The sequence below is a fragment of the Streptomyces sp. NPDC051211 genome, assembly GCF_040689505.1.
Lineage (GTDB): Bacteria > Actinomycetota > Actinomycetes > Streptomycetales > Streptomycetaceae > Streptomyces.
Window position 1 is genome coordinate 35,714 of the sequence record NZ_JBFBAV010000013.1, and the last position, 20,816, is coordinate 56,529.

22 protein-coding genes are annotated in these 20,816 nt (G+C 72.9%); 13 read left to right on the forward strand and 9 right to left on the reverse strand.

Features of this window, described 5'->3' with window-relative positions; all coding sequences use genetic code 11:
- The first annotated feature begins 250 nt into the window (after positions 1 to 250).
- The 7 genes from AB0447_RS15535 (at position 251) to AB0447_RS15565 (ending at position 6,279) form a co-directional block, all read left to right on the forward strand.
- Positions 251 to 1,087 carry a HipA family kinase gene (locus AB0447_RS15535; RefSeq protein WP_366477168.1) on the forward strand — a complete coding sequence of 279 codons (837 nt, stop codon included), beginning with the start codon at positions 251 to 253 and terminating at the stop codon, positions 1,085 to 1,087.
- Positions 1,084 to 1,467: a DUF3037 domain-containing protein gene (locus tag AB0447_RS15540; RefSeq protein WP_366477169.1), complete on the forward strand. Its 384-nt coding sequence runs from the start codon at positions 1,084 to 1,086 to the stop codon at positions 1,465 to 1,467. The genes AB0447_RS15535 and AB0447_RS15540 overlap by 4 nt, the downstream gene beginning before the upstream one ends.
- A gap of 117 nt (positions 1,468 to 1,584) precedes the next feature.
- A complete protein-coding gene (gene fabG, locus AB0447_RS15545) occupies positions 1,585 to 2,346 on the forward strand; it encodes a 3-oxoacyl-ACP reductase FabG (protein WP_366477170.1) in 762 nt (253 codons plus the stop codon).
- A 21-nt stretch (positions 2,347 to 2,367) separates the two neighbouring features.
- On the forward strand, positions 2,368 to 3,129 hold the full coding sequence (locus tag AB0447_RS15550) for an SDR family oxidoreductase (protein WP_366477171.1): 762 nt from the start codon (positions 2,368 to 2,370) through the stop codon (positions 3,127 to 3,129).
- A gap of 151 nt (positions 3,130 to 3,280) precedes the next feature.
- Positions 3,281 to 4,864 (forward strand): ABC transporter substrate-binding protein, encoded by a 1,584-nt coding sequence (locus tag AB0447_RS15555; protein ID WP_366477172.1) that lies wholly within the window; start codon positions 3,281 to 3,283, stop codon positions 4,862 to 4,864.
- A gap of 124 nt (positions 4,865 to 4,988) precedes the next feature.
- Entirely contained in the window at positions 4,989 to 5,657 is a 669-nt protein-coding gene (locus AB0447_RS15560) for a uracil-DNA glycosylase (protein ID WP_366477290.1), read from the forward strand.
- 103 nt (positions 5,658 to 5,760) lie between these two features.
- Complete coding sequence (locus tag AB0447_RS15565; RefSeq protein WP_366477173.1) at positions 5,761 to 6,279, forward strand: hypothetical protein; 519 nt, start codon at positions 5,761 to 5,763, stop codon at positions 6,277 to 6,279.
- A gap of 28 nt (positions 6,280 to 6,307) precedes the next feature.
- Here AB0447_RS15565 and AB0447_RS15570 read toward each other — a convergent pair whose 3' ends face one another.
- Entirely contained in the window at positions 6,308 to 6,859 is a 552-nt protein-coding gene (locus AB0447_RS15570; RefSeq protein ID WP_366477174.1) for a hypothetical protein, read from the reverse strand.
- A 72-nt stretch (positions 6,860 to 6,931) separates the two neighbouring features.
- Positions 6,932 to 7,459: a DinB family protein gene (locus AB0447_RS15575; RefSeq protein WP_366477175.1), complete on the reverse strand. Its 528-nt coding sequence runs from the start codon at positions 7,457 to 7,459 to the stop codon at positions 6,932 to 6,934.
- An 88-nt stretch (positions 7,460 to 7,547) separates the two neighbouring features.
- Here AB0447_RS15575 and AB0447_RS15580 point away from each other — a divergent pair, with 88 nt between their 5' ends.
- The gene (locus AB0447_RS15580; RefSeq protein WP_366477176.1) at positions 7,548 to 8,456 is read left to right on the forward strand and encodes a Gfo/Idh/MocA family oxidoreductase; all 909 of its coding nucleotides are present in this window, start codon (positions 7,548 to 7,550) and stop codon (positions 8,454 to 8,456) included.
- Here AB0447_RS15580 and lnt read toward each other — a convergent pair.
- The 3 genes from lnt to AB0447_RS15595 form a co-directional block, all read right to left on the reverse strand.
- Positions 8,398 to 9,951, reverse strand: coding sequence for an apolipoprotein N-acyltransferase (gene lnt / locus AB0447_RS15585; RefSeq protein WP_366477177.1), 1,554 nt, complete (start codon positions 9,949 to 9,951; stop codon positions 8,398 to 8,400). The two genes, AB0447_RS15580 and lnt, sit on opposite strands and share 59 nt — an antisense overlap.
- A gap of 35 nt (positions 9,952 to 9,986) precedes the next feature.
- The gene (locus AB0447_RS15590) at positions 9,987 to 10,454 is read right to left on the reverse strand and encodes a nuclear transport factor 2 family protein (RefSeq protein WP_366477178.1); all 468 of its coding nucleotides are present in this window, start codon (positions 10,452 to 10,454) and stop codon (positions 9,987 to 9,989) included.
- A 71-nt stretch (positions 10,455 to 10,525) separates the two neighbouring features.
- Positions 10,526 to 10,705 carry a hypothetical protein gene (locus AB0447_RS15595; RefSeq protein WP_366477179.1) on the reverse strand — a complete coding sequence of 60 codons (180 nt, stop codon included), beginning with the start codon at positions 10,703 to 10,705 and terminating at the stop codon, positions 10,526 to 10,528.
- 150 nt (positions 10,706 to 10,855) lie between these two features.
- Between AB0447_RS15595 and AB0447_RS15600 the strand changes: the two genes are divergently transcribed.
- A complete protein-coding gene (locus AB0447_RS15600) occupies positions 10,856 to 11,239 on the forward strand; it encodes a hypothetical protein (RefSeq protein ID WP_366477180.1) in 384 nt (127 codons plus the stop codon).
- A 68-nt stretch (positions 11,240 to 11,307) separates the two neighbouring features.
- Here AB0447_RS15600 and AB0447_RS15605 read toward each other — a convergent pair whose 3' ends face one another.
- Positions 11,308 to 12,180 carry an undecaprenyl-diphosphate phosphatase gene (locus AB0447_RS15605; protein ID WP_366477181.1) on the reverse strand — a complete coding sequence of 291 codons (873 nt, stop codon included), beginning with the start codon at positions 12,178 to 12,180 and terminating at the stop codon, positions 11,308 to 11,310.
- A gap of 48 nt (positions 12,181 to 12,228) precedes the next feature.
- Entirely contained in the window at positions 12,229 to 12,933 is a 705-nt protein-coding gene (locus AB0447_RS15610; protein WP_366477182.1) for a TVP38/TMEM64 family protein, read from the reverse strand.
- A 94-nt stretch (positions 12,934 to 13,027) separates the two neighbouring features.
- Here AB0447_RS15610 and AB0447_RS15615 point away from each other — a divergent pair, with 94 nt between their 5' ends.
- Positions 13,028 to 13,909 carry a patatin-like phospholipase family protein gene (locus AB0447_RS15615; protein WP_366477183.1) on the forward strand — a complete coding sequence of 294 codons (882 nt, stop codon included), beginning with the start codon at positions 13,028 to 13,030 and terminating at the stop codon, positions 13,907 to 13,909.
- Between the two features lie 79 nt (positions 13,910 to 13,988).
- Positions 13,989 to 14,780 carry a fused MFS/spermidine synthase gene (locus AB0447_RS15620; RefSeq protein ID WP_366477291.1) on the forward strand — a complete coding sequence of 264 codons (792 nt, stop codon included), beginning with the start codon at positions 13,989 to 13,991 and terminating at the stop codon, positions 14,778 to 14,780.
- Between the two features lie 314 nt (positions 14,781 to 15,094).
- Here AB0447_RS15620 and AB0447_RS15625 read toward each other — a convergent pair whose 3' ends face one another.
- Together AB0447_RS15625 and AB0447_RS15630 are read right to left on the reverse strand one after the other, a co-directional pair.
- The gene (locus AB0447_RS15625; RefSeq protein WP_366477184.1) at positions 15,095 to 16,480 is read right to left on the reverse strand and encodes an MFS transporter; all 1,386 of its coding nucleotides are present in this window, start codon (positions 16,478 to 16,480) and stop codon (positions 15,095 to 15,097) included.
- Positions 16,481 to 16,532: 52 nt separating this feature from the next.
- Positions 16,533 to 17,606, reverse strand: a complete 1,074-nt coding sequence (locus tag AB0447_RS15630; RefSeq protein WP_366477185.1) for a hypothetical protein — start codon at positions 17,604 to 17,606, stop codon at positions 16,533 to 16,535.
- Between the two features lie 96 nt (positions 17,607 to 17,702).
- Between AB0447_RS15630 and AB0447_RS15635 the strand changes: the two genes are divergently transcribed.
- Positions 17,703 to 18,158: a DUF4442 domain-containing protein gene (locus tag AB0447_RS15635; RefSeq protein ID WP_366477186.1), complete on the forward strand. Its 456-nt coding sequence runs from the start codon at positions 17,703 to 17,705 to the stop codon at positions 18,156 to 18,158.
- A gap of 98 nt (positions 18,159 to 18,256) precedes the next feature.
- A complete protein-coding gene (locus tag AB0447_RS15640; RefSeq protein WP_366477187.1) occupies positions 18,257 to 20,779 on the forward strand; it encodes a glycoside hydrolase family 3 C-terminal domain-containing protein in 2,523 nt (840 codons plus the stop codon).
- Positions 20,780 to 20,816 lie beyond the last annotated feature (37 nt).

Sequence of the window (20,816 nt, forward strand, 5' to 3'; positions counted from 1 at the left end):
TGGGCGAGCGGCGAAGTCCGAGCTCTCCCATTGCCGGACCTGGCACCGTCGAGCCCCAGGAATCTCGGTAGGGCGCGACGATCACGACGCCTACTCTGGCGGTGGAGCCCCTCGACACTCGCCGGGGAGCGGGGCACTGACTGAAACTCCCCAGATTCTCCCCAGGGCCCTAGGCCGGCAAGCCGAAGGGACACGCAGGAGGAGAGTGTGCCTTTGATTGAAAGGCTTAATGAATGGATACCCTGGGAAAATGCTCACAGAAGTGATTGCGACCCGCTACGTCACGCCCTTGCGTGAGGGCGGCTCGCTTCCGGGGATCGTCGAGGCCGACGACCTCGGGACCTACGTCATGAAATTCACCGGAGCCGGCCAGGGGCGCAAGACCCTGGTCGCCGAAGTCATCTGCGGGCGGCTCGCCCAGCGCCTGGGCCTGCGGGTCCCCGAGCTGGTGCAGATCCAGCTGGACCCGGTCATCGGGCTCGCCGAGCCCGACCAAGAGGTCCAGGAACTGCTCAAGGCCAGCGGCGGGCTCAACCTCGGGATGGACTACCTGCCCGGCTCGATCGGCTTCGACCCGCTCGCGTACCAGGTGGACCCGGTCGAGGCGGGGCGCGTGGTCTGGTTCGACGCGCTGATCAACAACGTCGACCGGTCCTGGCGCAACCCCAACATGCTGGTCTGGCACGGCGATCTGTGGCTCATCGACCACGGCGCCACCATGATCTGGCACCACAACTGGCCCGGCGCCCCGGCGGCGGCCGCCAAGCCGTACAACGCCTCCGACCACGTCCTGGCCCCGGCCGGGCCGGACATCGCCGCGGCCGCGGCGGAACTGGCCCCCCGGGTCACCGCGGAACTGCTCGCCGAGATCGCCGCGGACGTTCCGGACGAGTGGCTGGTCGACGAGCCCGGCTTCGACTCCACCGACGAGCTGCGGCGGGCCTACGTGGACGCGCTGCTGCCGCGGGCCGCGACGATCCACGAACGGATCTCGATGGAAGCTCCGGTGAAGGCCCCGTCGAAGCCGCCGGGCTGGCTCCAGCCCCTGATCGAACGGCCCTACAAGAAGAAGAGCGACAGCCGGTGACCAAGCGGGACGTGTTCGAGTACGCGCTGGTGCGCGTGGTGCCGCGGATGGAACGCGGGGAGTGCTTCAACGCCGGGGTGATCGTCTACTGCCGGGCGCACGGCTACGTGGCCGCGCGGACGCACCTGGACGAGGCGAAGCTGCTGGCGCTGGACCCCGAGGCCGATGTGACCGGCGTACGGGCCGCCCTCCGGGCGGTCGAAGGGGTCTGCGCGGGCGGGGAGTCGGCCGGCCAGGCCGCGGGGGACGACCCGGGGCGCCGCTTCCGCTGGCTGATCGCACCGCGGAGCACGGTCGTGCAGCCGGGGCCGGTGCACACCGGGCTTACCGCCGACCCGGAGGCGGAGCTGGAACGGCTGCTGGACCTGCTGGTGCGCTGACGTCGGGGGCGGCGGCGTTGACAGGGAGTGGCGCGGTCCCTAGCGTCTCCTCAGCTGAAGCTACTAAGCGGTTGCTCAGGCCTGGGCGGCCGTCTCTCAAGGGCGAGGAGAACCAGCATGTCCACGACCGAGCAGCGCGTCGCCGTCGTCACCGGGGCGGCCCGGGGGATCGGCGCCGCCACCGCCGTGCGGCTGGCCGCGGAGGGCCGGGCCGTGGCGGTCCTCGACCTCGACGAGGGTGCCTGCAAGGACACCGTCGAGGCGATCACGGCCGCCGGCGGCAAGGCCCTCGCGGTCGGCTGCGACGTGTCCGACGCCGCCCAGGTGGAGGCCGCGGTCGAGCGGATCGCCGGGGCGCTCGGCGGCCCGACGGTCCTCGTCAACAACGCCGGCGTGCTCCGCGACAACCTGCTCTTCAAGATGAGCGAGAACGACTGGGACACCGTCATGAACGTGCACCTGCGCGGTGCCTTCCTGATGTCCCGGGCCTGCCAGCAGTACATGGTGGAGGCCAAGTTCGGCCGGATCGTCAACCTGTCCAGCAGCTCCGCGCTGGGCAACCGCGGCCAGGCCAACTACTCCGCCGCCAAGGCCGGCCTGCAGGGCTTCACCAAGACCCTGGCCATCGAGCTCGGCAAGTTCGGCATCACCGCCAACGCCGTGGCCCCGGGCTTCATCGTCACCGAGATGACCGCCGCGACCGCCGCCCGCGTGGGCATGGGCTTCGAGGACTTCCAGGCCGCCGCGGCCACCCAGATCCCGGTCCAGCGGGTCGGCCGGCCGGAGGACATCGCCAACGCCATCGCCTTCTTCACCGGCGAAGCGGCCGGCTTCGTATCCGGCCAGGTCATGTACGTGGCCGGCGGCCCGCTCAACTAGCACGAGAGAGGGCGTACGGACATGGCGTACAACGGGACCGACAGCGGCAAGGTCGCGCTGATCACGGGCGCGAGCCGGGGCATCGGCTACGGCATCGCGGAGGCGCTGGTCGCCCGCGGCGACCGGGTCTGCATCACCGGCCGGAACGAGGAGACCCTCAAGGAGGCCGTCGAGCAGCTCGGGGCCGACCGGGTGATCGGGGTGCCCGGGAAGGCGCACGACGAGGCCCATCAGGCCGTCGCCGTCGAGCGCACGATGGAGGCATTCGGGCGGGTCGACTTCCTGATCAACAATGCGGGTACCAATCCGGTCTTCGGCCCCATCGCGGACCTGGACCTCGGGGTGGCCCGCAAGGTCTTCGAGACCAATGTGATCTCCGCGCTCGGCTTCGCCCAGCGCACCTGGCACGCCTGGCAGAAGGACAACGGCGGGGCGATCGTGAACATCGCCTCCATCGCCGGGGTCTCCGCCTCGCCGTTCATCGGCGCCTACGGGATGAGCAAGGCCGCCATGGTCAACCTCACCCTGCAGCTCGCGCACGAGATGGCGCCGGGTGTGCGGGTGAACGCGATCGCCCCCGCGGTGGTCAAGACGCAGTTCGCGCAGGCGCTCTACGAGGGCCGGGAGGCCGAGGCGGCAGCCGCCTACCCGCTGGGCCGGCTGGGTGTTCCGGCCGACATCGGCGGAGCCGCCGCATTTCTCACCTCGGAGCAAGCGGAATGGATCACAGGGCAGACTCTGGTCGTTGATGGAGGAATGTTTCTCAATGCCGGAGTTCACTGACCGATAACCGGACACATTTGCCCCTCAAAGGGCGGCAAATGTGTCCCGAATATGTATAGAACCGGTCAAGTACCCCACGGAACCTGCCCATTGGATTCGTGGGGTACTGCGGTATGGTCTGCCGCACCCAGGCTGATCGAGGAGCGTGCACGTGTTCAACCGGACCAGATGCCTGCAGATCACTGCAGCCCTTGCGTCCATATCCATGCTCGCCGGCTGCGGGCTGATCTCGGGCGACAGTGGCGACAGCGGAGAGCGGATCGTCGTCGGCACGACGAGCGCGCCCAGCACGCTCGACCCGGCGGCAGCCTGGGACGGCTCCTGGGAGCTGTACCGGAACGTCTACCAGACCCTGCTCGCCTTCCCGACCGGCAGCGTCAAGCCGCAGCCGGACGCCGCGCAGAGCTGCGAGTTCACCGACTCGGTCAACGAGTCCTACCGCTGCACCCTGCGCAAGGGCCTGAAGTTCTCCAACGGCGAGCCCCTCGACTCCAAGGCCGTCAAGCACTCCTTCGACCGCATCCGGACGATCAATTCCAAGGTCGGCCCGAAGGACCTGTTCGGCAGCCTGGAGCGGATCGAGACCCCGGACGCGCAGACCGTCGTCTTCCACCTCAAGACCCCCGACGCGACCTTCCCGTACGTGCTCGGCTCCCCGGCCGCGTCCCTGGTGGCGCCCAGGGACTACCCGGCCGACAAGGTCCGCGAGGACGGCAAGGTCACCGGCTCCGGGCCGTACGTCCTGGACGAGTACGTGGACAAGGAGAAGGCGGAGCTCAGCGGCTACTCCGACTACCAGGGCTTCGCGCAGCGCAAGAACGACGGCGTGACCATCCGGTACTTCGACGACTCCGGCAAGATGGTCGCGTCCCTCAAGGACAAGAAGATCGACGCCACCTACCGTGGTCTGACCGCCGCCGAGATCAAGGAGCTGCAGACCCCGAACTCGCGCGATCAGGGCATCCAGGTCGTCGCCAACGTCGGGGCCGAGATCCGCTACCTGGTCTTCAACCCCAAGGACCCGGCCGTCCGGCAGCTGCCCGTCCGCCAGGCCATCGCCCAGGTCGTCGACCGCGGCACCCTGGTCTCCGAGGTCTACCAGGGCACCGCCGAACCGCTGTACTCGATGGTTCCCAAGGGCGTGGTGGGCCACAAGACGCCGTTCTTCGACAAGTTCGCCCACCCGGACATCCCCAAGGCCAAGAAGCTGCTCAAGGACGCCAACGTCGCCACCCCGGTGGAGCTGAGCTTCTTCTACACCACCGACCGCTACGGCTCCTCCACCGAGGCCGAGTTCAAGGAACTCAAGCGGCAGCTGGAGGAGAGCGGCCTGTTCAAGGTCAGCCTGCAGGGCAAGCCCTGGAAGGAATTCCAGGCGGGCTACAAGAACGGCCAGTACCCGGTCTTCGGGCGCGGCTGGTTCCCCGACTTCCCGGACCCGGACAACTTCATCGCGCCGTTCGTCGGCAAGGAGAACGCGGTCGGCACCCCGTACGAGCCGACCGAGATCATCAACGACCTGCTGCCCAAGTCCCGGCGGTCCGGCGACCGCTCGGCGGTCAGCAGCCAGTTCGAGCGGGCCCAGCAGATCCTCGCCGAGGACGTGCGGCTGCTGCCGCTGTGGCAGGGCAAGCTCTACGTGGCGGCCGGTGAGGACATCGCGGGCTCCGAGCGGGCGCTCGACCCGCAGACCGCCATGCAGATGTGGGAGCTGTACCGCAAGACCAGCTGGTAGCCGCGGAGGCAGGCAGCGGGTTCGGCGAGCAGGCCGGGCAGCGGGTTCGGGCAGTGTCAGTGGGCGCCGGTAGATTCTCCGATCAGTTGCTGAACGATTGTCGGAGGTTGTCGACGTGACCGAGATGCTGCCCGAATCCTGGCTGCCCGTCCTGGGCGAGGAACTGGACAAGCCCTACTTCAAGGAACTCACCGAGTTCGTCGAGCTGGAGCGGGCCCAGGGGCCGGTCTACCCGCCGCGCGAGGAGGTCTTCGCCGCGCTGGAGGCCACGCCGTACGACCGGGTCAAGGTGATGATCCTCGGCCAGGACCCGTACCACGGCGCCGGCCAGGGCCACGGCCTGTGCTTCTCGGTCCGCCCGGGGGTGAAGACCCCGCCCTCGCTGCGCAACATCTACAAGGAGATGCAGGCCGAGCTGGGGACGCCCATTCCCGACAACGGCTACCTGATGCCGTGGGCCCAGCAGGGCGTGCTGCTGCTCAACGCGGTGCTCACGGTCCGCGAGGCCGAGCCCAACTCGCACAAGGCCAAGGGCTGGGAGAAGTTCACCGACGCGGTGATCCGCGCGGTGGCCGAGCGGCCCGACCCGGCCGTGTTCGTGCTGTGGGGCGCCTACGCGCAGAAGAAGCTGCCGCTGATCGACGAGACCCGGCACGTGGTCGTGAAGGGTGCGCACCCCTCGCCGCTGTCCGCGAAGAAGTTCTTCGGCTCCAAGCCCTTCACGCAGATCAACGAGGCCGTCGCCGCGCAGGGGCACGAGCCGATCGACTGGCGGATCCCCGACCTGGGCTGACGCCCGATCGCCCGACCGCGCCTCGGCGGCATTGTCGGTGCCTCCGGATAGCTTGTTGATGATCAGACCGGACAGGTCTGACAGGACGAAGCCGGAGGCCGCGGTGACGGAGCAGCAGGAGGCGTCGGAGGACGCCGTCATGACCAGGATCGGCCAGGCGATCATGCTGCTGCACGCGGGGGACCGCGAGGAGGCCCGCAACCGTCTCGGCGAGATCTGGACGGAGATCGGCGAGGAGGGCGACCCCCTCCACCGCTGCACCCTGGCGCACTACATGGCCGATGCGCAGGACGACCCCGCCGATGAACTCGCCTGGGACCTGAGGGCGCTGACCGCCGCGGACGGGCTGGGCGACGAGCGGCTCGCCCGGCACGAGCCGGACGTGGCGGTCCGGGCCTTCTACCCGTCCCTGCACCTGAATCTGGCCGCGGACTACGTCAAGCTCCAGCGGCCCGAGGAGGCCCGGGTCCACCTCGCCCGGGCCCGCGCCGCCACCACCGCACTCGCCGACGACGGGTACGGCAACGGCATCCGGGGGGCCATCGCCCGGCTGGAGCAGCAGCTCGCCGCTCCGCCGGGCGACCATCCCAACCCGGGGCCCTTCCCCGGCCAGCAGGGCTGACCGTTCACCGGCCGGGAGGACCGACCGCTCAGCCCTCCTGGACGCCCGCGCAGATGCGGGCCTCCGGGCTGTCCGGCTGCCAGCTGCCGTGCTTGCGGCCCAGGGCGCACACGTCCGCGGGGCGCACGGGCAGGCGCTTCATCAGCTCCCGTTCCACCTTCTTGGCCTCCGGCTGCTGCCGCTTCCCCGAGCCTTCGGGCCGGCCGGACGCCGATTCGGCCGCGGCCGGGGGTTCCGGGATGTCCGGAACCGGCGGCGGCAGCTCCGTCCCGCCGGCGGCCGCCTCCTGCGGGGCGCCCGAGGGCTCGGCGGCGGCCGGCCGGACCGGGGCCGCCGGCGGGACGGAGCTGCCGTCCCCGGCGGGCGCCGGCGCGGCCCGCAGCGCCTCCAGGGCGGGTGCCTGCACTTCCACGGGGGCGGCCCCCGGGCCGCTCCGCGGCCCGTGCTGCGGCGGCACCCCCGCCGTGGGGGCCCCGGCGGGCTGGACCGGCCCCGGGGTCACATTCACACAGCCGGAGACGGCCGAGACGGCACAGGCGACTCCGAGCAGCAGGGTTGTCGTGGTTCGGGTTGGATGCACTCGCGCAACTCTGCTCTGCGCGGACCCGGTTGCGAAAACCCGCGGGCCATAATGACCCCGCATGAGTGACACCTACGCGCCGGTTGCCCCGTCGATCTGCTCCCGCAGCAGGTCCGCGTGGCCGTTGTGCCGCGCGTACTCCTCGATCATGTGCGTGTAGACCCAGCGCAGGTTGAACCGCTCCTTGCGGCGCGGGTGCACGGCCACCGACACCTCGTCCAGCGACCGGCCGGCGACCGCCTCGCGGGCGGCCTCCACCTCCGTCCGCCACACCCGGTCGGCCTCGGCCCAGGTGTCCTCCGGGCCGAAGTGGAAGTCCCCGTCCCGGTCTTCCTCGGTGGAGTACAGCTCCGGCAGCTCCAGGCCCAGGGTGATCTCGCGGAACCACCAGCGCTCCACCTCCGCCATGTGCCGTACGAGACCCAGCAGGGTCAGCTCGGACGGCGGCACGGCGGCCCGGCGCAGCTGCTCCTCCTCCAGGCCCTTGCACTTTCGGGCGAGGGTGGCCCGGTGGTAGTCCAGCCAACCGTCCAGCATCTCCCGCTCCTTCGCGGTGGTGGACGGCTCGGGACGTGCGTCTTCAGAAGAGATCATGGCCATATCCTCGGCGAACCCGCGTTCGCGCACCAGGGATTAAGCTGCCCGCAGTCCCACGGGGAACCAAAGCGCAGGAAAGAGGAGGATCCCGGTGAAGGTCGCATGCATCGGACTCGGTGACATCGCGCAGAAGGCGTACCTGCCGGTCCTCACGGCCCGCCCAGGCCTCGAACTGCACCTGCAGACCCGCAATCGGGCCGTCCTGGAGGAGCTCGGCGACCGGTACGGCGTCCCGGCCGCCCGCCGCCACACCGACCTCGGCTCGCTCATCGACCAAGGCCTGGACGCCGCTTTCGTGCACGCCGCCACGACGGCCCACCCGCAGATCGTGACGGAACTGCTCGAAGCCGGCGTCGCCACCTACGTGGACAAGCCCCTCGCCTACGAGTACGCGGACTCCCAACGGCTGGTCGAACTCGCCGAGGAACGCGGGGTGTCCCTCGCCGTCGGCTTCAACCGCCGCCACGCGCCCGGCTACGCGCAGTGCGCCGACCACCCGCGCGAGCTGATCGTGATGCAGAAGAACCGCGTCGGACTGCCCGAGAACCCGCGCACCCTCGTGCTGGACGACTTCATCCACGTCGTGGACACCCTGCGCTTCCTGCTGCCCGGCGAGGCCGACCACATCGACGTCCGGGCCCGGATCCGGGGCGGCCTGATGCACCAGGTGGTGCTGCAGATGTCCGGGGACGGCTTCACCGCGCTCGGCATCATGAACCGGCTGTCCGGCTCCACCGAGGAGATCCTGGAGGTCTCCGGCCAGGACACCAAGCGGCAGGTGGTCAACCTCGCGGAGATCATCGACCACCGCGGCCAGCCGACCGTCCGGCGGCGCGGGGACTGGGTGCCGGTGGCCCGCCAGCGCGGCATCGAGCAGGTGGTGGACGCCTTCCTGGAGGCCGTCGCCGCCGGCAAGGTGCTGAGCGCCCGGGACGCACTGCTCACCCACGAGCTGTGCGAGCGGGTGGTCCTGTCGGCGCTTGAGCAGGCCGGTTCCTGAGCCTCCCGGCGGCCGCCACCGCCCCGTACCCGGCGAGCGAGAGCAGCGCGGCCGCGACCGGCCAGGCGCCGAAGCGGGCGTACAGGGTGCTGCCGTGCGCGAGCGGGACGTCGTACACGGCCGTTCCGCTCGCCCAGACCGGCAGCGGCCGGCCGATGCGCTCCCCGGACGGGCCGTGCACCACGCTGATGCCGGTGAGGGTGGCGTGCACCATCGGCCGGCCCGCCTCGGCCGCCCGCAGGGCCGCCAGCGAGGCGTGCTGGGCGGGCGCCCAGCTGTCCTGGAAGGTGGAGGTCGCCGACTGGGCGACCAGCAGGTCGGCGCCGTCCCGGGCCAGCCGCCGGGTCATGTCGGGGAACGCCGACTCGAAGCAGACCAGCGGGCCGATCCTGACCTCGGGCCGGTCGGGCAGGGCCATCAGGACCGGGGCGGTGCCCCGCCGCCGGTCCTCCCCGGCGGCCTTGCCCACCGAGGTCGCCCAGCCCAGCGCGGACCGCGCCGGAACGTACTCCCCGAACGGCACCAGCCGCATCTTGTCGTACCGGGGGCCGGTCGGACCGTGCGGTCCCACCAGCACCGAGGACTTGTAGATCCCCGGCCGGTCCGCGCCCCGGGCGTCGACGTTCACCAGCAGCGGGGCATCCAGCTCGGCCGACAGGGCCGCCAGCCGCCGGGTCAGGTCCGGCCGTGCCGCCGGATCCGCCCCGACGCTGCTCTCGCCCCACACCACCAGATCCAGCCGCTGCCCGGCCAGCGCCCGAGTCAGCCGCTCCCCGACCGCGAACCGCTGCTCCACACTGTCCGCGCCGCCCACCACCCCGGGCTGTACGACCGCCACCCGCAGCCCGCCCGACAGCTCCGGCCGGGGAGCCCACAGCCACACCGCGCCCGTCAGCACCGCGCAGCCCGTCACCCCGGCGAGCGCCGGGAGGCGGGCCGCGGGCACCGCGATCAGCAGGACCAGTGCGCAGTTCACCGCCACCACCAGCAGGCTCAGCAGCCACACCCCGCCCACCGAGGCCAGCCGCAGCGCCGCCGGCACCTGCCACTGTCCGGCGCCCAGCAGCCCCCACGGCCCGCCCAGCCCCTCCCAGGACCGGGCCAGCTCGGACAGCAGCCAGCCCGCCGGTACGAGCACCAGCGCGGCCGCCGCCCGCCCCGCACCCGGACTCCCCCCGAGCAACTGCCGTACCAGCAGGGCCCAGGGGATCCACAGCAACGCCAGCAGGGCCGCCAGCGGCAGCAGGAACACGTGCAGGCTCGGCAGCAGCCAGTGGTGTACGGCCAGAACGAAGCCGGTCCCGCCCAGCCAGCCCTCCAGGGCGGCCCGCCGCCCGCTCGGGGCGGTCCGCAGCAGCAGCATCCACGGCACCAGGGCCACGTACCCCGACCACCACAGCGCGGGCGCGGGAAAAGCGAGCGCCGGCAGGGCACCGGCCGGTACCGCGGCCGCCGCCCGCCACCGCCGGGTCCGGCCCGGCCGGTCGGTCAGCATGACGCGCCTCCCCCTCCAGTGTGGACCGCGCCGGGTCAGCCGGTCAGATGACGCCACTTCTCGTGGACGGTGACGGAGGCGATCCGCCAGCCGTCCGGGGTGCGGGCGAGCGCGAAGGTGTACCGGCCGGCGGCCACGAAGTTCGGTGCCGTGACGGTCCCGTCCTCGGCCTCGCCGACCAGCCGCATGGGGTTGACGAAATCGGCGCGCACCTCGGCCCGGTCGCCGGGGGAGCCGCCCAGATCCTCCAGCACCACCCGCCGGTTGACGATCAGGTGCTGGCGGACCGGAAACAGTTTCATCGTCTCCGCCAGCCATTCCGCCACCTCGCCGGCGGCCCCGTCGATCCCGCCGGCCGAGCGGTAGTCGGCCCGCCCGCCCGGGGCGAACAGCGCCCGGTACGCCGCCCAGTCGCCGTCGTCGACGGCGACGGCGTACCCGGTGATCACCTCGTCCACGGCGAGCCGGTCCATTACGGTCGCCAGGTCCACACGCTGCGTCATCGGCCCAGTGTGGATCAGTCGGGCACGGAGGCCAAGGGGCGTGCGCCGGCCGGCCGGATCAGTGGAGCCGGTCAGTGGCCGGAACGCCGCGCGTCCCGTTGCCGTACGACGACCAGGAAGGCGTCGGTGGCCAGATCCATCACCACTTCGGCCGGCACCCCCTCCCGCATCCGCTGCGCCGCGTACTCCTCGGCCGGCCAGCTCCCCCTCGGACTTCCGGCCGGAAATCGCTCCAGCACCACTCGTCCCATCGGACACCCCCTGCACGTCACCTGTCGTTCGTATGTCGGCCTTCTCTTCTCACAACGACGCGGAAGCCATCCGGGAACGTTCCACCGTGCTCTCGCCACGGGCGGAGGTCTCGCTGCATGATGCAGCGCACCCGAACCCCTGGGGGAACCATGCGCACGACCCGAACCCTGGCTGCGGCCGCCCTCGTGGCCGCCGCTCTGGCCGGCTGCTCCGGCAGCTCCGACCCGAAACCCGGCGCCACGACGCCGACCGCCACGCAGTCCACGGCACCGCCCACCGCACAGCCCACCGCGACCGGCCCCGCGCCGGGCGCCACCGCCCCCTCCTCGAGCGTGGCGGAGCAGCGGGCGCGCTGCGTGCAGGCCGTCGTCGACCAGGCCGCGACGAACCCGGCCGAGCTGACCGCCGACCCGCGACCGCCCGAGTGCTCGGCCCTGTCCGACGAGGCCTACCTCGCGGCGTACTACGAGGCCCTTGCCGAGGTGAAGAAGAAGGGCTTGGACGGACTCGGCGGAGGATCCACCGGGGGCTGACGACGAGACGCCCCCGCGGTGTGCGCGGGGGCGTCTCGGTTCGGTCCGGATTCGAAAAGGACCGCGGGTCAGTGGCCGGACTCGCCCGCGTGCGGGCTCAGCACGTCCGTGCCGACCAGCACGAACAGGGCGATGCCCAGCAGGATCCGGTAGATCACGAAGGGCATGAAGCTCTTCGTGGTGATGAACTTCATGAACCATGCGATGACCGCGTAGCCGACGAAGAAGGCGATGACCGTCGCGAAGATGGTCGGACCCCAGGACACGTGGCCCTCGCCCGCGTCCTTCAACTCGTATGCCCCGGAGGCCAGCACGGCCGGGATGGCCAGCAGGAAGGAGTAACGGGCCGCCGCCTCACGGGTGTAGCCCATGAGCAGACCGCCGGAGATGGTCGCACCCGAGCGGGACACACCCGGGATCAGCGCCATCGCCTGGCACACGCCGAAGATCAGGCCGTCCCTGACGCCCAGGTCCTTGAGGGTCTTGCGGTCCCGGATCGCCCGGTGCCGGCCGCCGATCTCGTCGCGGGCCGCCAGCCGGTCGGCGATGCCCAGCACGATGCCCATCACGATGAGCGTGGTGGCGATCAGCCGCAGATCACGGAACGGGCCCTCGATCTGGTCCTTGAGCGTCACGCCCAGCACACCGATCGGGATCGAGCCGACGATCACCAGCCAGCCCATCTGGGCGTCGTGGTCGGACCGCATCGCCTTGTTGGTCAGCGACCGGAACCAGGCGGAGATGATCCGCGCGATGTCCTTGCGGAAGTAGATGAGCACCGCGGTCTCGGTGCCGATCTGCGTGATGGCGGTGAAGGCCGCACCCGGGTCCTTCCAGCCGGCGAACGCCGCGGTCAGCCGCAGGTGGGCGCTGGAAGAGATCGGGAGGAACTCCGTAAGCCCCTGGACGAGACCGAGGATTAGGGATTCGAACCAGCTCATGTCGGGGTGCGCTCGTCCTTGTGATCGTCGGGCAGTTCGGGTCCGATGCTAGGGCCCGTGCGGAACTCCGTTGACCACTGGGGTGCCCTGGGCGGGCATCGAGGCCGTCAGCCGGTGCCGCTTGCGCCAGGCCACGACCCCCGCCAGCAGGCCCGATACGGCGATGAAACCGAACGCGGCCAAGAACGCGGGGGAGGTCGGCGAACCGGCATTGCCGCCGGCGATCACGTACGCCGCCGTGTTCGGCACCGTGCCGATCGCCGTGGCCAGCAGGAACGGCAGCCACCCGCAACGGGAGACCGCGGCACAGTAGTTGGCGGCGGCGAACGGCACCCCCGGGAAGATCCGCACCGCCAGCATCGACCGGAACCCGTGCCGGCTCAGCTGCCCGTCCACCGCCCGCAGCCAGCGACCCCGCACCAGCGGCCGCAGCGCGTCCTGGCCCATCACCCGGCCCAGCCCGAAGGCCAGACCGGCCCCCAGGACCGTGCCGCCGACCGCCGCCACCAGCCCGAACTGCGCCCCGAACACCGCACCCGCGCCCAGGTTCAGCAGCGGCCGCGGCACGAACGCCGCCGTGCACACCCCGTACGCCGCCGCGAACAGCAGCACCGCCGTGCCCACCGGAAGCCCGGGCGGCCAGCCCTCGGACAGCAGCCGCTGGGGCTCGTACACCAGCACGCAGGCACCCGCCGCCGCCAGCAGCAGGACGAGCAGCGACAGCCGGATCCACGGCGCGAGGAGGAGGGACATCCGGGGAGACTAACCGAAGCGAACGGCCGAGCGCCGTAATCTGGGCCTCAAACGGCGGAACCGCCGGTATCCAGGACGGGGGACGGGGGCGGCGATGACGGCGACGGGCGGCGGGACGGCGAAGGAAACGGCACTGGGCGGGACGGCGCTGGTGCTGGGCGGCGGGGGGCTGACCGGGGTCGGCTGGGAGTGCGGCATCCTCCACGGCCTGGCCGAGGCCGGTGTGAACCTGTTCGACGCCGACCTCGTCGTCGGGACCTCCGCCGGGTCCGTCGTCGGCGCCCAGCTCACCTCCGGCCTCCTCGACCCCAGGGAGCTGTACGAGCGCCAGCTCGTCGACCCCGCCCAGGAGGCCGCCGCCCGGCTCGGCACCGGCACCCTCGCCCGCTACGCCCTGGCCATGCTGGGTTCCCGCAGCGCCACCGCCTACCGCCGGCGGGTCGGCGCCCTCGCCCTCGCCGCGGCCACCGAGGACGAGGCGGCCCGCCGCACCGTCCTCGCGGCCCGCCTGCGCTCGCACGAATGGCCCCGCCGGAGGCTGGTGGTCAGCGCGGTCGACGCACTCACCGGCGAACTCAAGGCCTTCGAGCGGGACAGCGGGGCCGGGCTGGTCGACGCGGTGACGGCGAGCTGCGCGGTACCGCTGGTGTGGCCGCCGGTCACCATAGACGGCCGCCGCTACATCGACGGCGGGATCCGGTCCTCCGCCAACGCGGACCTCGCGGCGGGCTACCGGCGGATCGTGGTCCTCGCCCCGATCTCGCTGGGGTCCCGGATGGTCCCCTCGGCCCGGGCGCAGGCCGCCGCGCTGCGCAGGGCCGGGGCGGAGGTGGCGCTGATCCACCCCTCCCCGGAGGCCCGCAAGGCCTTCGGCCGCAACGTGCTCGATCCGGCGCGGCGGGCCCCGGCGGCGCGGGCAGGCCTCGCCCAGGCGGCCGCGCACGCGGACGAGGTGGCGCGGGTCTGGGCTGCCTGACAATGGTGGGGTGAGCGACGAGCAGACCGACGAGCAGATCCCGGTGATCCGGGAGGTGGGCCAGGGCACCGCGAAGCTGATGCCGGACGTCGACCGGGACCGGGCGTGGCTTCTGACCGTCGACGGGGCCCCGCAGTCGTACGTGGACCTCGACGATCCGGAGCACCTGGAGTTCGAGTACGCACGCCGGCTCGCCCACGTCCTGGACTGCGCGGCGGAACCGGGCGCACCGCTGGACCTGGTGCACCTGGGCGGTGGCGCGCTGACCCTGCCGCGCTATGCGGCGGCGACCCGGCCGGGGTCGCGGCAGCAGGTGGTGGACTTCGACGCGGAACTCCTGGACCTGGTCGCCGAGCACCTGCCGCTGCCCGCGGACGCGGGGGTGACCCTGCACGCGGCCGACGCCCGGGCCTGGCTGGAGCAGGCGCCCGCGGCGAGCGCGGACGTGCTGGTCGCCGATGTCTTCGGCGGCTCGCGGGTGCCGGCGCAGCTGACCTCCGTCGAGTACGCGCGGGAGGCGGCGCGGGTGCTGCGGCCGGGCGGGCTGTACGCGGCCAATCTGGCGGACGGGGCGCCGTTCGGGTTCCTCCGCGCCCAGCTGGCGAACTTCCGGGCGGTGTTCGCGGAGCTGGCGCTGATCGCGGAGCCGTCGGTGCTGAGGGGGCGGCGGTTCGGGAACGCGGTGCTGGTGGCGTCGGATGGGGAGGTGCCGGTGGGGGTGCTGGCGCGGCGGTGTGCGGGGGATGTGTTTCCGGCGCGGGTGGAGGCGGGGGCGGGCTTGGCCCGGCTGATCGGCTCGGCCACCCCGGTCCCCGACGGCCATGCCTCCCCCTCGCCCCAGCCACCCCCGAACACCTTCACCCTCGGCTGACCCCACCGGCCGCAACCCGCTGCCCGTGCCCGTGCGCCAGCCTTGCCGGGCCGCGACACCGCTCCCGTACGCCGGCCCCGGGACCTCCGCGCCTCAATCGCCGGCGGGGCTGGATGGGGCTCTGCCGGTGGTGCGGTGCGGCGCCGTTGCGGGGGCGCTGCCTCCGGACCTCCGCGCCTCAATCGCCGGCGGGGCTGGAGTTGCCGGGCGCGAAGGCCCGCTTTCGGATTCCGCCGGGCGGACCCACCCAGCCCCGCCGGCGTTTGAGGCGCGGGGTCTGGGGCGGAGCCCCAGGTCTTTCGGCCCACCGGCCGTCAGGCGCCGGGCCGGACCGCCGCGGGGGAGGCAGCCGGCGTCGTGACCGGCGGGGCACCGGTCAAGTCCGGGGTCGGGCCCGAGGCCAGGGACGGGGCCAAGCCCGGGGCCGGGGGCGGGGCCGGGGAGAGGGTTTTCGGGGGGCGGCGGGTCAGGTGGCGGACGTCGGGGACCAGGAGGGTCAGGGCGGTGACCAAGATGACCAGCGCCGCGCAGCCCCACAGCGCCTCCGTCCGCCCGAACACCGACTCCGCCGGCCCCGCCACCGCCGTCGCCAGCGGCAGCAGCGACACCGATCCGAACCAGTCGTAGGCGGAGACCCGGGAGAACTTGTCCTCGGGAATCTCCTGGTGCATCGTCGTCATCCAGTTCACGCCGAACACCTCGATCGCGGCGCCGCTGACGAACATCACCAGGCACAGCGCCCAGACCGGCAGCGGAACCGCCAGCCCGGCCGAGGGCAGGGCCAGCGGGAAGACGCACAGGGTGCCGACCAGCAGCATGCGGCGCGGTTTCCACGCCACCATCAGCACCGCGCCGGCGATGGTGCCGACGCCGAAGCAGGCCAGGGCCACGCCCCAGGGTGCGGGGCCGCCCAGCTGGTCCCGGGCGACCAGCGGCCCGTACACCGATTCGGCGGCGCCGACCACGGCCACCACCACGGAGAACTGGAGCACGATGCTCCACAGCCAGGGCCGGGTCCGGAACTCCACCCAGCCCTCGCGGAGGTCGGACAGCAGGCCGCCGCCCGGCTCCCGCTCCGGGGTGCCGCCGACGTCCAGGAAGGCGCGCAGCAGACCGGCGACGGCGAAGGCGGCGGAATCCACCGCGAGCACCCAGCCGGGCCCCATCGCGGCGATCATGGCCCCGCCGAGCGCGGCCCCGCCGATGCCCGCCCCGTTCACGGCCATCCGGAACAGGGCGAAGGCGCGGTTGGAGTTCTCGCCGGAGACGGTGGCCAGCAGCATGCCTTCGGCGGCCGGGTTGAAGAAGGCCTGGCCGACGCCGCAGAGCGCGGTGAGCGCCATCATCTGCCACAGCTGCGGCTCGCCGAGCAGCACCAGCGCGGCAAAAGCGCCCTGCGAGAGGAAGTTGAGCGCGTTGGCCGCGACCATCACCCGGTGCCGCGGCAGCCGGTCCGCGAGGGCCCCGCCGACGAGCAGGAACAGGACGAGGGGGAGCGTACGGGCGGCCGCGACGAGACCGACGTCGCCGCCCGAGCCGCCTGCCTCCAGCACGGCGAACGCGGCGGCGATGAGCGCGCCGTGCGCACCGAGGTTGGTGACGACGGCGGAGGCGGTGAGCAGGCTGTAGTTGCGACCTGCCCACGCCGGGCGTCGGCGGGGTGTCCGGGGGTGGTCGGCGCGGGCGGTGCGAGTACTCACCCCCGGACTATGTCTGGCCGAAGCCCTTCTGCCAAACCGATTATCCGGCGGCTTATCCGGCGGTGAGCCGGACCGTGCTGAGCACCTTTTCCGCCATGTCGTTCTGGTACTCGTCCTTGACGCCCGCCGCGCCGTACATCACCCAGCTGGCGAAGTCCCCGTTGGCGGTCTTGAAGCCGAAGCCGATGCCCTTGCCGTCGGAGGCGCACTTGTGGGGCTTCTTCACCCCGGTGGCGGTCGAGGTGACCATGTGCCCCTTGAGGCCGGACTTGGTGGTGTACTCCTTGGGCTGGGTCACCTTGGTGGTGCCCTTCGGCTCCTTCTGCGCGTAGCCCGCCCACACCCAGCTGCCGGTGTTGTCGTACGCGGCCTGGCCCGTGTCCTTCGCGCCGTTGGCGCCCTTCACGCCGGTGGCGGCGAGGGACCACTCCTCGGTGTCGCCGTCCTTGTCGGCGTCGACCGTGCACCACTCTTCCTTGAGGTACGCGGGCGCGGACATGGTGATGACCGGCATGCCGTCGGTCCGGGACTCGTCCTCGATGCCGGAGGACACTCCGGAGCCCAGCACCTTCCACTCCGGCGGGACGTCGAAGGCGACGCCGTACTTAGGGTTGATGACGACCTTCCAGCCCGGGATGACCGGCGGGATCGAACCGCCGGCGCGCGGGTTGCCGGTGGCCGAGGGGGAGGTCGCCGGTGCGGAGCTCGCGGGCTGGTCGGCCGGGGCGGAGGCGGAGTTCTGCGGCTTGCCGTCCGCCTCGGTCTTCTTGTCGTCGTCCTTGGTCAGGACGAAGGCTCCGGTGACGGCCGCCGCGACGACCACGGCGGAGGCGGCGATGATGGCCACGCTCTTCGTCGAGGCGGAGGAGCCGGAGCCGCCGCCCTGCGGGGGCAGCGGGGGCTGGGCGGGCGGCGGGCCCCACGGCTGCGGGGCCGGCGGCTGCTGCGGGTAGCCCTGCTGCGGGGCCGGCTGCTGCGGGTATCCGTAGCCCGGCTGCTGCTGTCCGTACCCGGACTGCTGCTGGTACGGGTTCGGCTGCCCCGGCTGCTGCTGCTGGTACGGGTTCTGGTGGGGGTCCTGAGGGTTCTGCTCGCCCCCGGGCTGCTGCTGCTGTCCTGGCCACATGGCCGATAACGATAGTGGGAGGGGGTGGGCGGGGATACGGCCGCCCCTCCCCAGGGTCTGGCCAAGAGCTTCTACTCACGGGTAACATCCGATCGCATGAGCGCAGATCAGATGAACATGGGCGAACTCCTCGCCGCGACGGTGCCGATGGTCCGCACCCTGAACCTCGAGTGCGTGGAGACCACGCCGGAGCGCGCCGTCTTCCGCCTCCCGGACCAGCCGGACTACCACAACCACATCCAGGGCCCGCACGCCGGCGCCATGTTCACCCTCGCCGAGTCGGCGAGCGGCGCGATCGTCCTCGCCGCCTTCCAGGAGCAGCTGGCCCGTGCGGTCCCGCTGGCCGTCAGCGCCCAGATCGGCTACAAGAAGGTCGCCAAGGGCCCGGTCACCGCGACCGCCACCCTCGGCCGCCCGGCCGCCGAGGTCGTCGCCGAGCTCGACGCGGGCGGCCGCCCCGAGTTCCCGGTGACCATCACCATCCAGCGCGACTCCGACGAGGCCGTCACCGGCGAGATGACCGTGGTCTGGACCCTTCGCCCCAACAGCTGAACGGCCCGCACCCGGCCGCGCGTCCGGCCCGGGGCGGGCGGCGGGTGGCTCACAGTGGGCCGGGTCGTGTCGTCGAAGGAGCGCCGCCGGGAGCCTGCATGAGCGAGGCCGTGTCCAGACGTTCCGCCCTGCGGGTGTTCGGCGCCCTCGGAGCGGCCCTCGGAGCGACCGCCGGGGCCGGCGGATGCGCGGGCACCGCCCCGCCCGGGGCCGGACCCGGTACGCCGGCCGGGGCGGACGGCGCCGCACCCGGCGCGGCCCGACCGCCGAGGGCCGCTCCCGTCGACGCGCTGCTGGAACGCCTCACCCTGGAGGAGAAGACCGCCCTGCTGCACGGCAGGCCGGACCCCGCCTCCCTCGGCCGGGCCGGCTACCTGCCCGGCGTACCGCGCCTGGGCGTCCCGCCGCTCCGGCTCGCCGACGGGCCCGCCGGGGTCCGGGCGGCCCGGCCGGCCACCGCGCTGCCCGCCCCCGTGCTCCTCGCCTCCGCCTTCGACCCGGAACTGGCCCGCGAGTACGGGCGGGTCCTGGGCCGCGAGGGCCGCGCCCTCGGCCTGGACGTCCTGCTCGCGCCGACGGCCAACCTGATCCGCACCCCGTACGCGGGCCGGAACGCCGAATCCTTCGCCGAGGACCCGCGGCTCACGGCCGACCTGGTCGCCGAGGTCGTCCGCGGCATCCAGGACGAGGGCCTCATCGCCGCCGTCGGGCACCTCGCCCTCGCCAACCAGGAACAGGGCCGCGACACCGTCGACGTGATCGTCGGCGAACAGGCCCTGCACGAGACCGAACTGCGCGGCTTCGAAGCCGCCGTGGCCGCCGGCGCCGGAGCGGTCACCGGCGCGCACAACAAGGTCAACGGCGTCCACGCCTGCGAGAGCCGGGCCCTGCTCGACGAACTGCTGCGGCAGCGCTGGGGGTTCGACGGCTGGGTGATGTCGGACCGGAACGCCACCCGCAGCACGGTCGCCGCCATCACAGCCGGCCTGGACATGGAGCTGCCGGGCGGCACCCACTTCGGCGCCCCGCTGCGGCAGGCGGTCCGCGGCGGCTCGGTCTCCGAACCCGCCGTCGACCAGGCCGTCCGCAGGATCCTCGGCACCCTGGACCGGTTCGGCCTGCTCGACGGTCGCGCACCCCGGCGGCCCCCGCGGGACCCGGTGGCCGGCGCCCGGATCGCCCGCCGGGTCGCCACCGCCGGCGCCGTCCTGCTCCGCAACGAAGGCGGCACCCTGCCGCTGACCGGAGCCGCCGCCCGGTCCATCGCCGTCATCGGCCCCACCGGCTCCATCCCCTTCGTCGGCGGCGACGGCAGCGCGCACGTGGTCCCCGACCGGGCCGCCGCACCGCTGGCCGCCATCAAGCACCGGGCCGGGCGGACCGCCACCGTCCGCTACGCCCTCGGCGAGGACGTCCACGGCCGGCCCCTGCCCACCCGGCTGCTCACCCCGGCCGTCGCGCTCGACGACCGACAGGTCGACACCGGCCGCACCTGGAGCTGGGAGGGCACCCTCACCCTGCCCGAGGACGACGAGTGGACCCTGCTGGTCCACTACTCCGGACAGCGGCCCGCCGTGCGGCTCGACGGCGAGGACCTCTTCGCCGTCCGGCCCGGCGCCACCGACCCCTCCGCCGGAAGCCTGCTCGCCACCGCCCCCGACGGCCTCACCGTGCGCCGCCGCACCCTCGCCCTCAAAGCGGGCCCGCACCGGCTCGCCCTCACCGCCCGGGGCGGCACCCGCGGCCAGCGGTTCCGGCTGCGCCACACCACCCGCGCCACCCGGGCCGCCGACCTCGCCGAGGCGGTGAAGGCCGCCAAGGCGGCCCGCAGCGTGGTGCTCTTCGCCTACGAGGACGCCACCGAGGGCACCGACCGCACCACCCTCGGCCTGCCCGGCGGCCAGCCGCAGCTCATCGAGGCGGTCACGGCGGCCAACCCGCACACCACCGTGGTGCTCAACACCTCCGCCGGCACCACCATGCCCTGGCTGGCCCGCACCGGTGCCGTACTCCAGATGTACTACCCCGGCCAGGAAGGCGCCGGTGCCACCGCCGACATCCTCTTCGGCCACGCCGACCCGGGCGGCCGGCTCACCCAGACCTTCCCCGCCGACGAGCACGCCCACCCGGTCGCCGGCGACCCGCTCCGCTACCCGGGCGTGGGCGGGCGCCGGGAGCACACCGAGGGCATCCACGTCGGCCACCGCTGGTACGACGAGCAACGCGTGACCCCGCTGTTCCCCTTCGGGCACGGCCTCTCGTACACCACCTGGCGGTACGAGCAGCTGGCCGTCCGGCCCCAGGACGGCGGCCTGCGCGTGGAGTTCACCCTCCGCAACACCGGCCGCCGCAAGGGCACCGAAGTGGCCCAGGTGTACCTCGGCCCCTCGCCCGACCTGAAACTCGACCAGGCCGTCCGGGCACTGGCCGGCTACCGGCGGCTCAGCCTCGCACCGGGCCAGGCGCAGCGGATCACCGTGGACATCGACCGCCGCGCCCTGTCCTCCTGGGACCCCGCCAAGCACGCGTGGGTGCTGGGGAGCGGGCGCCGGGAGGTGTTCGTGGGGCGCTCCTCCCGGGAACTGCTGCTGCGGGCGAAGACGGTGGTCCGGAGCCGGTAGGCTGCCCGGTCGGTGCGCCACAGGGGGCGCGCCGGGA

Excerpts from the sequence above, each read along its gene's own strand:
- AB0447_RS15640 (WP_366477187.1), top strand. The coding sequence starts at position 18,257 with ATGAGCGAGGCCGTGTCCAGACGTTCCGCCCTGCGGGTGTTCGGCGCC.
- AB0447_RS15575 (WP_366477175.1), bottom strand. The coding sequence starts at position 7,459 with ATGGCCATGATCTCTTCTGAAGACGCACGTCCCGAGCCGTCCACCACC.
- AB0447_RS15615 (WP_366477183.1), top strand. The coding sequence starts at position 13,028 with ATGACGGCGACGGGCGGCGGGACGGCGAAGGAAACGGCACTGGGCGGG.
- fabG (WP_366477170.1), top strand. The coding sequence starts at position 1,585 with ATGTCCACGACCGAGCAGCGCGTCGCCGTCGTCACCGGGGCGGCCCGG.
- AB0447_RS15605 (WP_366477181.1), bottom strand. The coding sequence starts at position 12,180 with ATGAGCTGGTTCGAATCCCTAATCCTCGGTCTCGTCCAGGGGCTTACG.
- AB0447_RS15600 (WP_366477180.1), top strand. The coding sequence starts at position 10,856 with ATGCGCACGACCCGAACCCTGGCTGCGGCCGCCCTCGTGGCCGCCGCT.
- lnt (WP_366477177.1), bottom strand. The coding sequence starts at position 9,951 with ATGCTGACCGACCGGCCGGGCCGGACCCGGCGGTGGCGGGCGGCGGCC.
- AB0447_RS15630 (WP_366477185.1), bottom strand. The coding sequence starts at position 17,606 with ATGTGGCCAGGACAGCAGCAGCAGCCCGGGGGCGAGCAGAACCCTCAG.
- AB0447_RS15560 (WP_366477290.1), top strand. The coding sequence starts at position 4,989 with ATGCTGCCCGAATCCTGGCTGCCCGTCCTGGGCGAGGAACTGGACAAG.
- AB0447_RS15535 (WP_366477168.1), top strand. The coding sequence starts at position 251 with ATGCTCACAGAAGTGATTGCGACCCGCTACGTCACGCCCTTGCGTGAG.
- AB0447_RS15610 (WP_366477182.1), bottom strand. The coding sequence starts at position 12,933 with ATGTCCCTCCTCCTCGCGCCGTGGATCCGGCTGTCGCTGCTCGTCCTG.
- AB0447_RS15590 (WP_366477178.1), bottom strand. The coding sequence starts at position 10,454 with ATGACGCAGCGTGTGGACCTGGCGACCGTAATGGACCGGCTCGCCGTG.
- AB0447_RS15635 (WP_366477186.1), top strand. The coding sequence starts at position 17,703 with ATGAGCGCAGATCAGATGAACATGGGCGAACTCCTCGCCGCGACGGTG.
- AB0447_RS15595 (WP_366477179.1), bottom strand. The coding sequence starts at position 10,705 with ATGGGACGAGTGGTGCTGGAGCGATTTCCGGCCGGAAGTCCGAGGGGG.
- AB0447_RS15620 (WP_366477291.1), top strand. The coding sequence starts at position 13,989 with ATGCCGGACGTCGACCGGGACCGGGCGTGGCTTCTGACCGTCGACGGG.
- AB0447_RS15550 (WP_366477171.1), top strand. The coding sequence starts at position 2,368 with ATGGCGTACAACGGGACCGACAGCGGCAAGGTCGCGCTGATCACGGGC.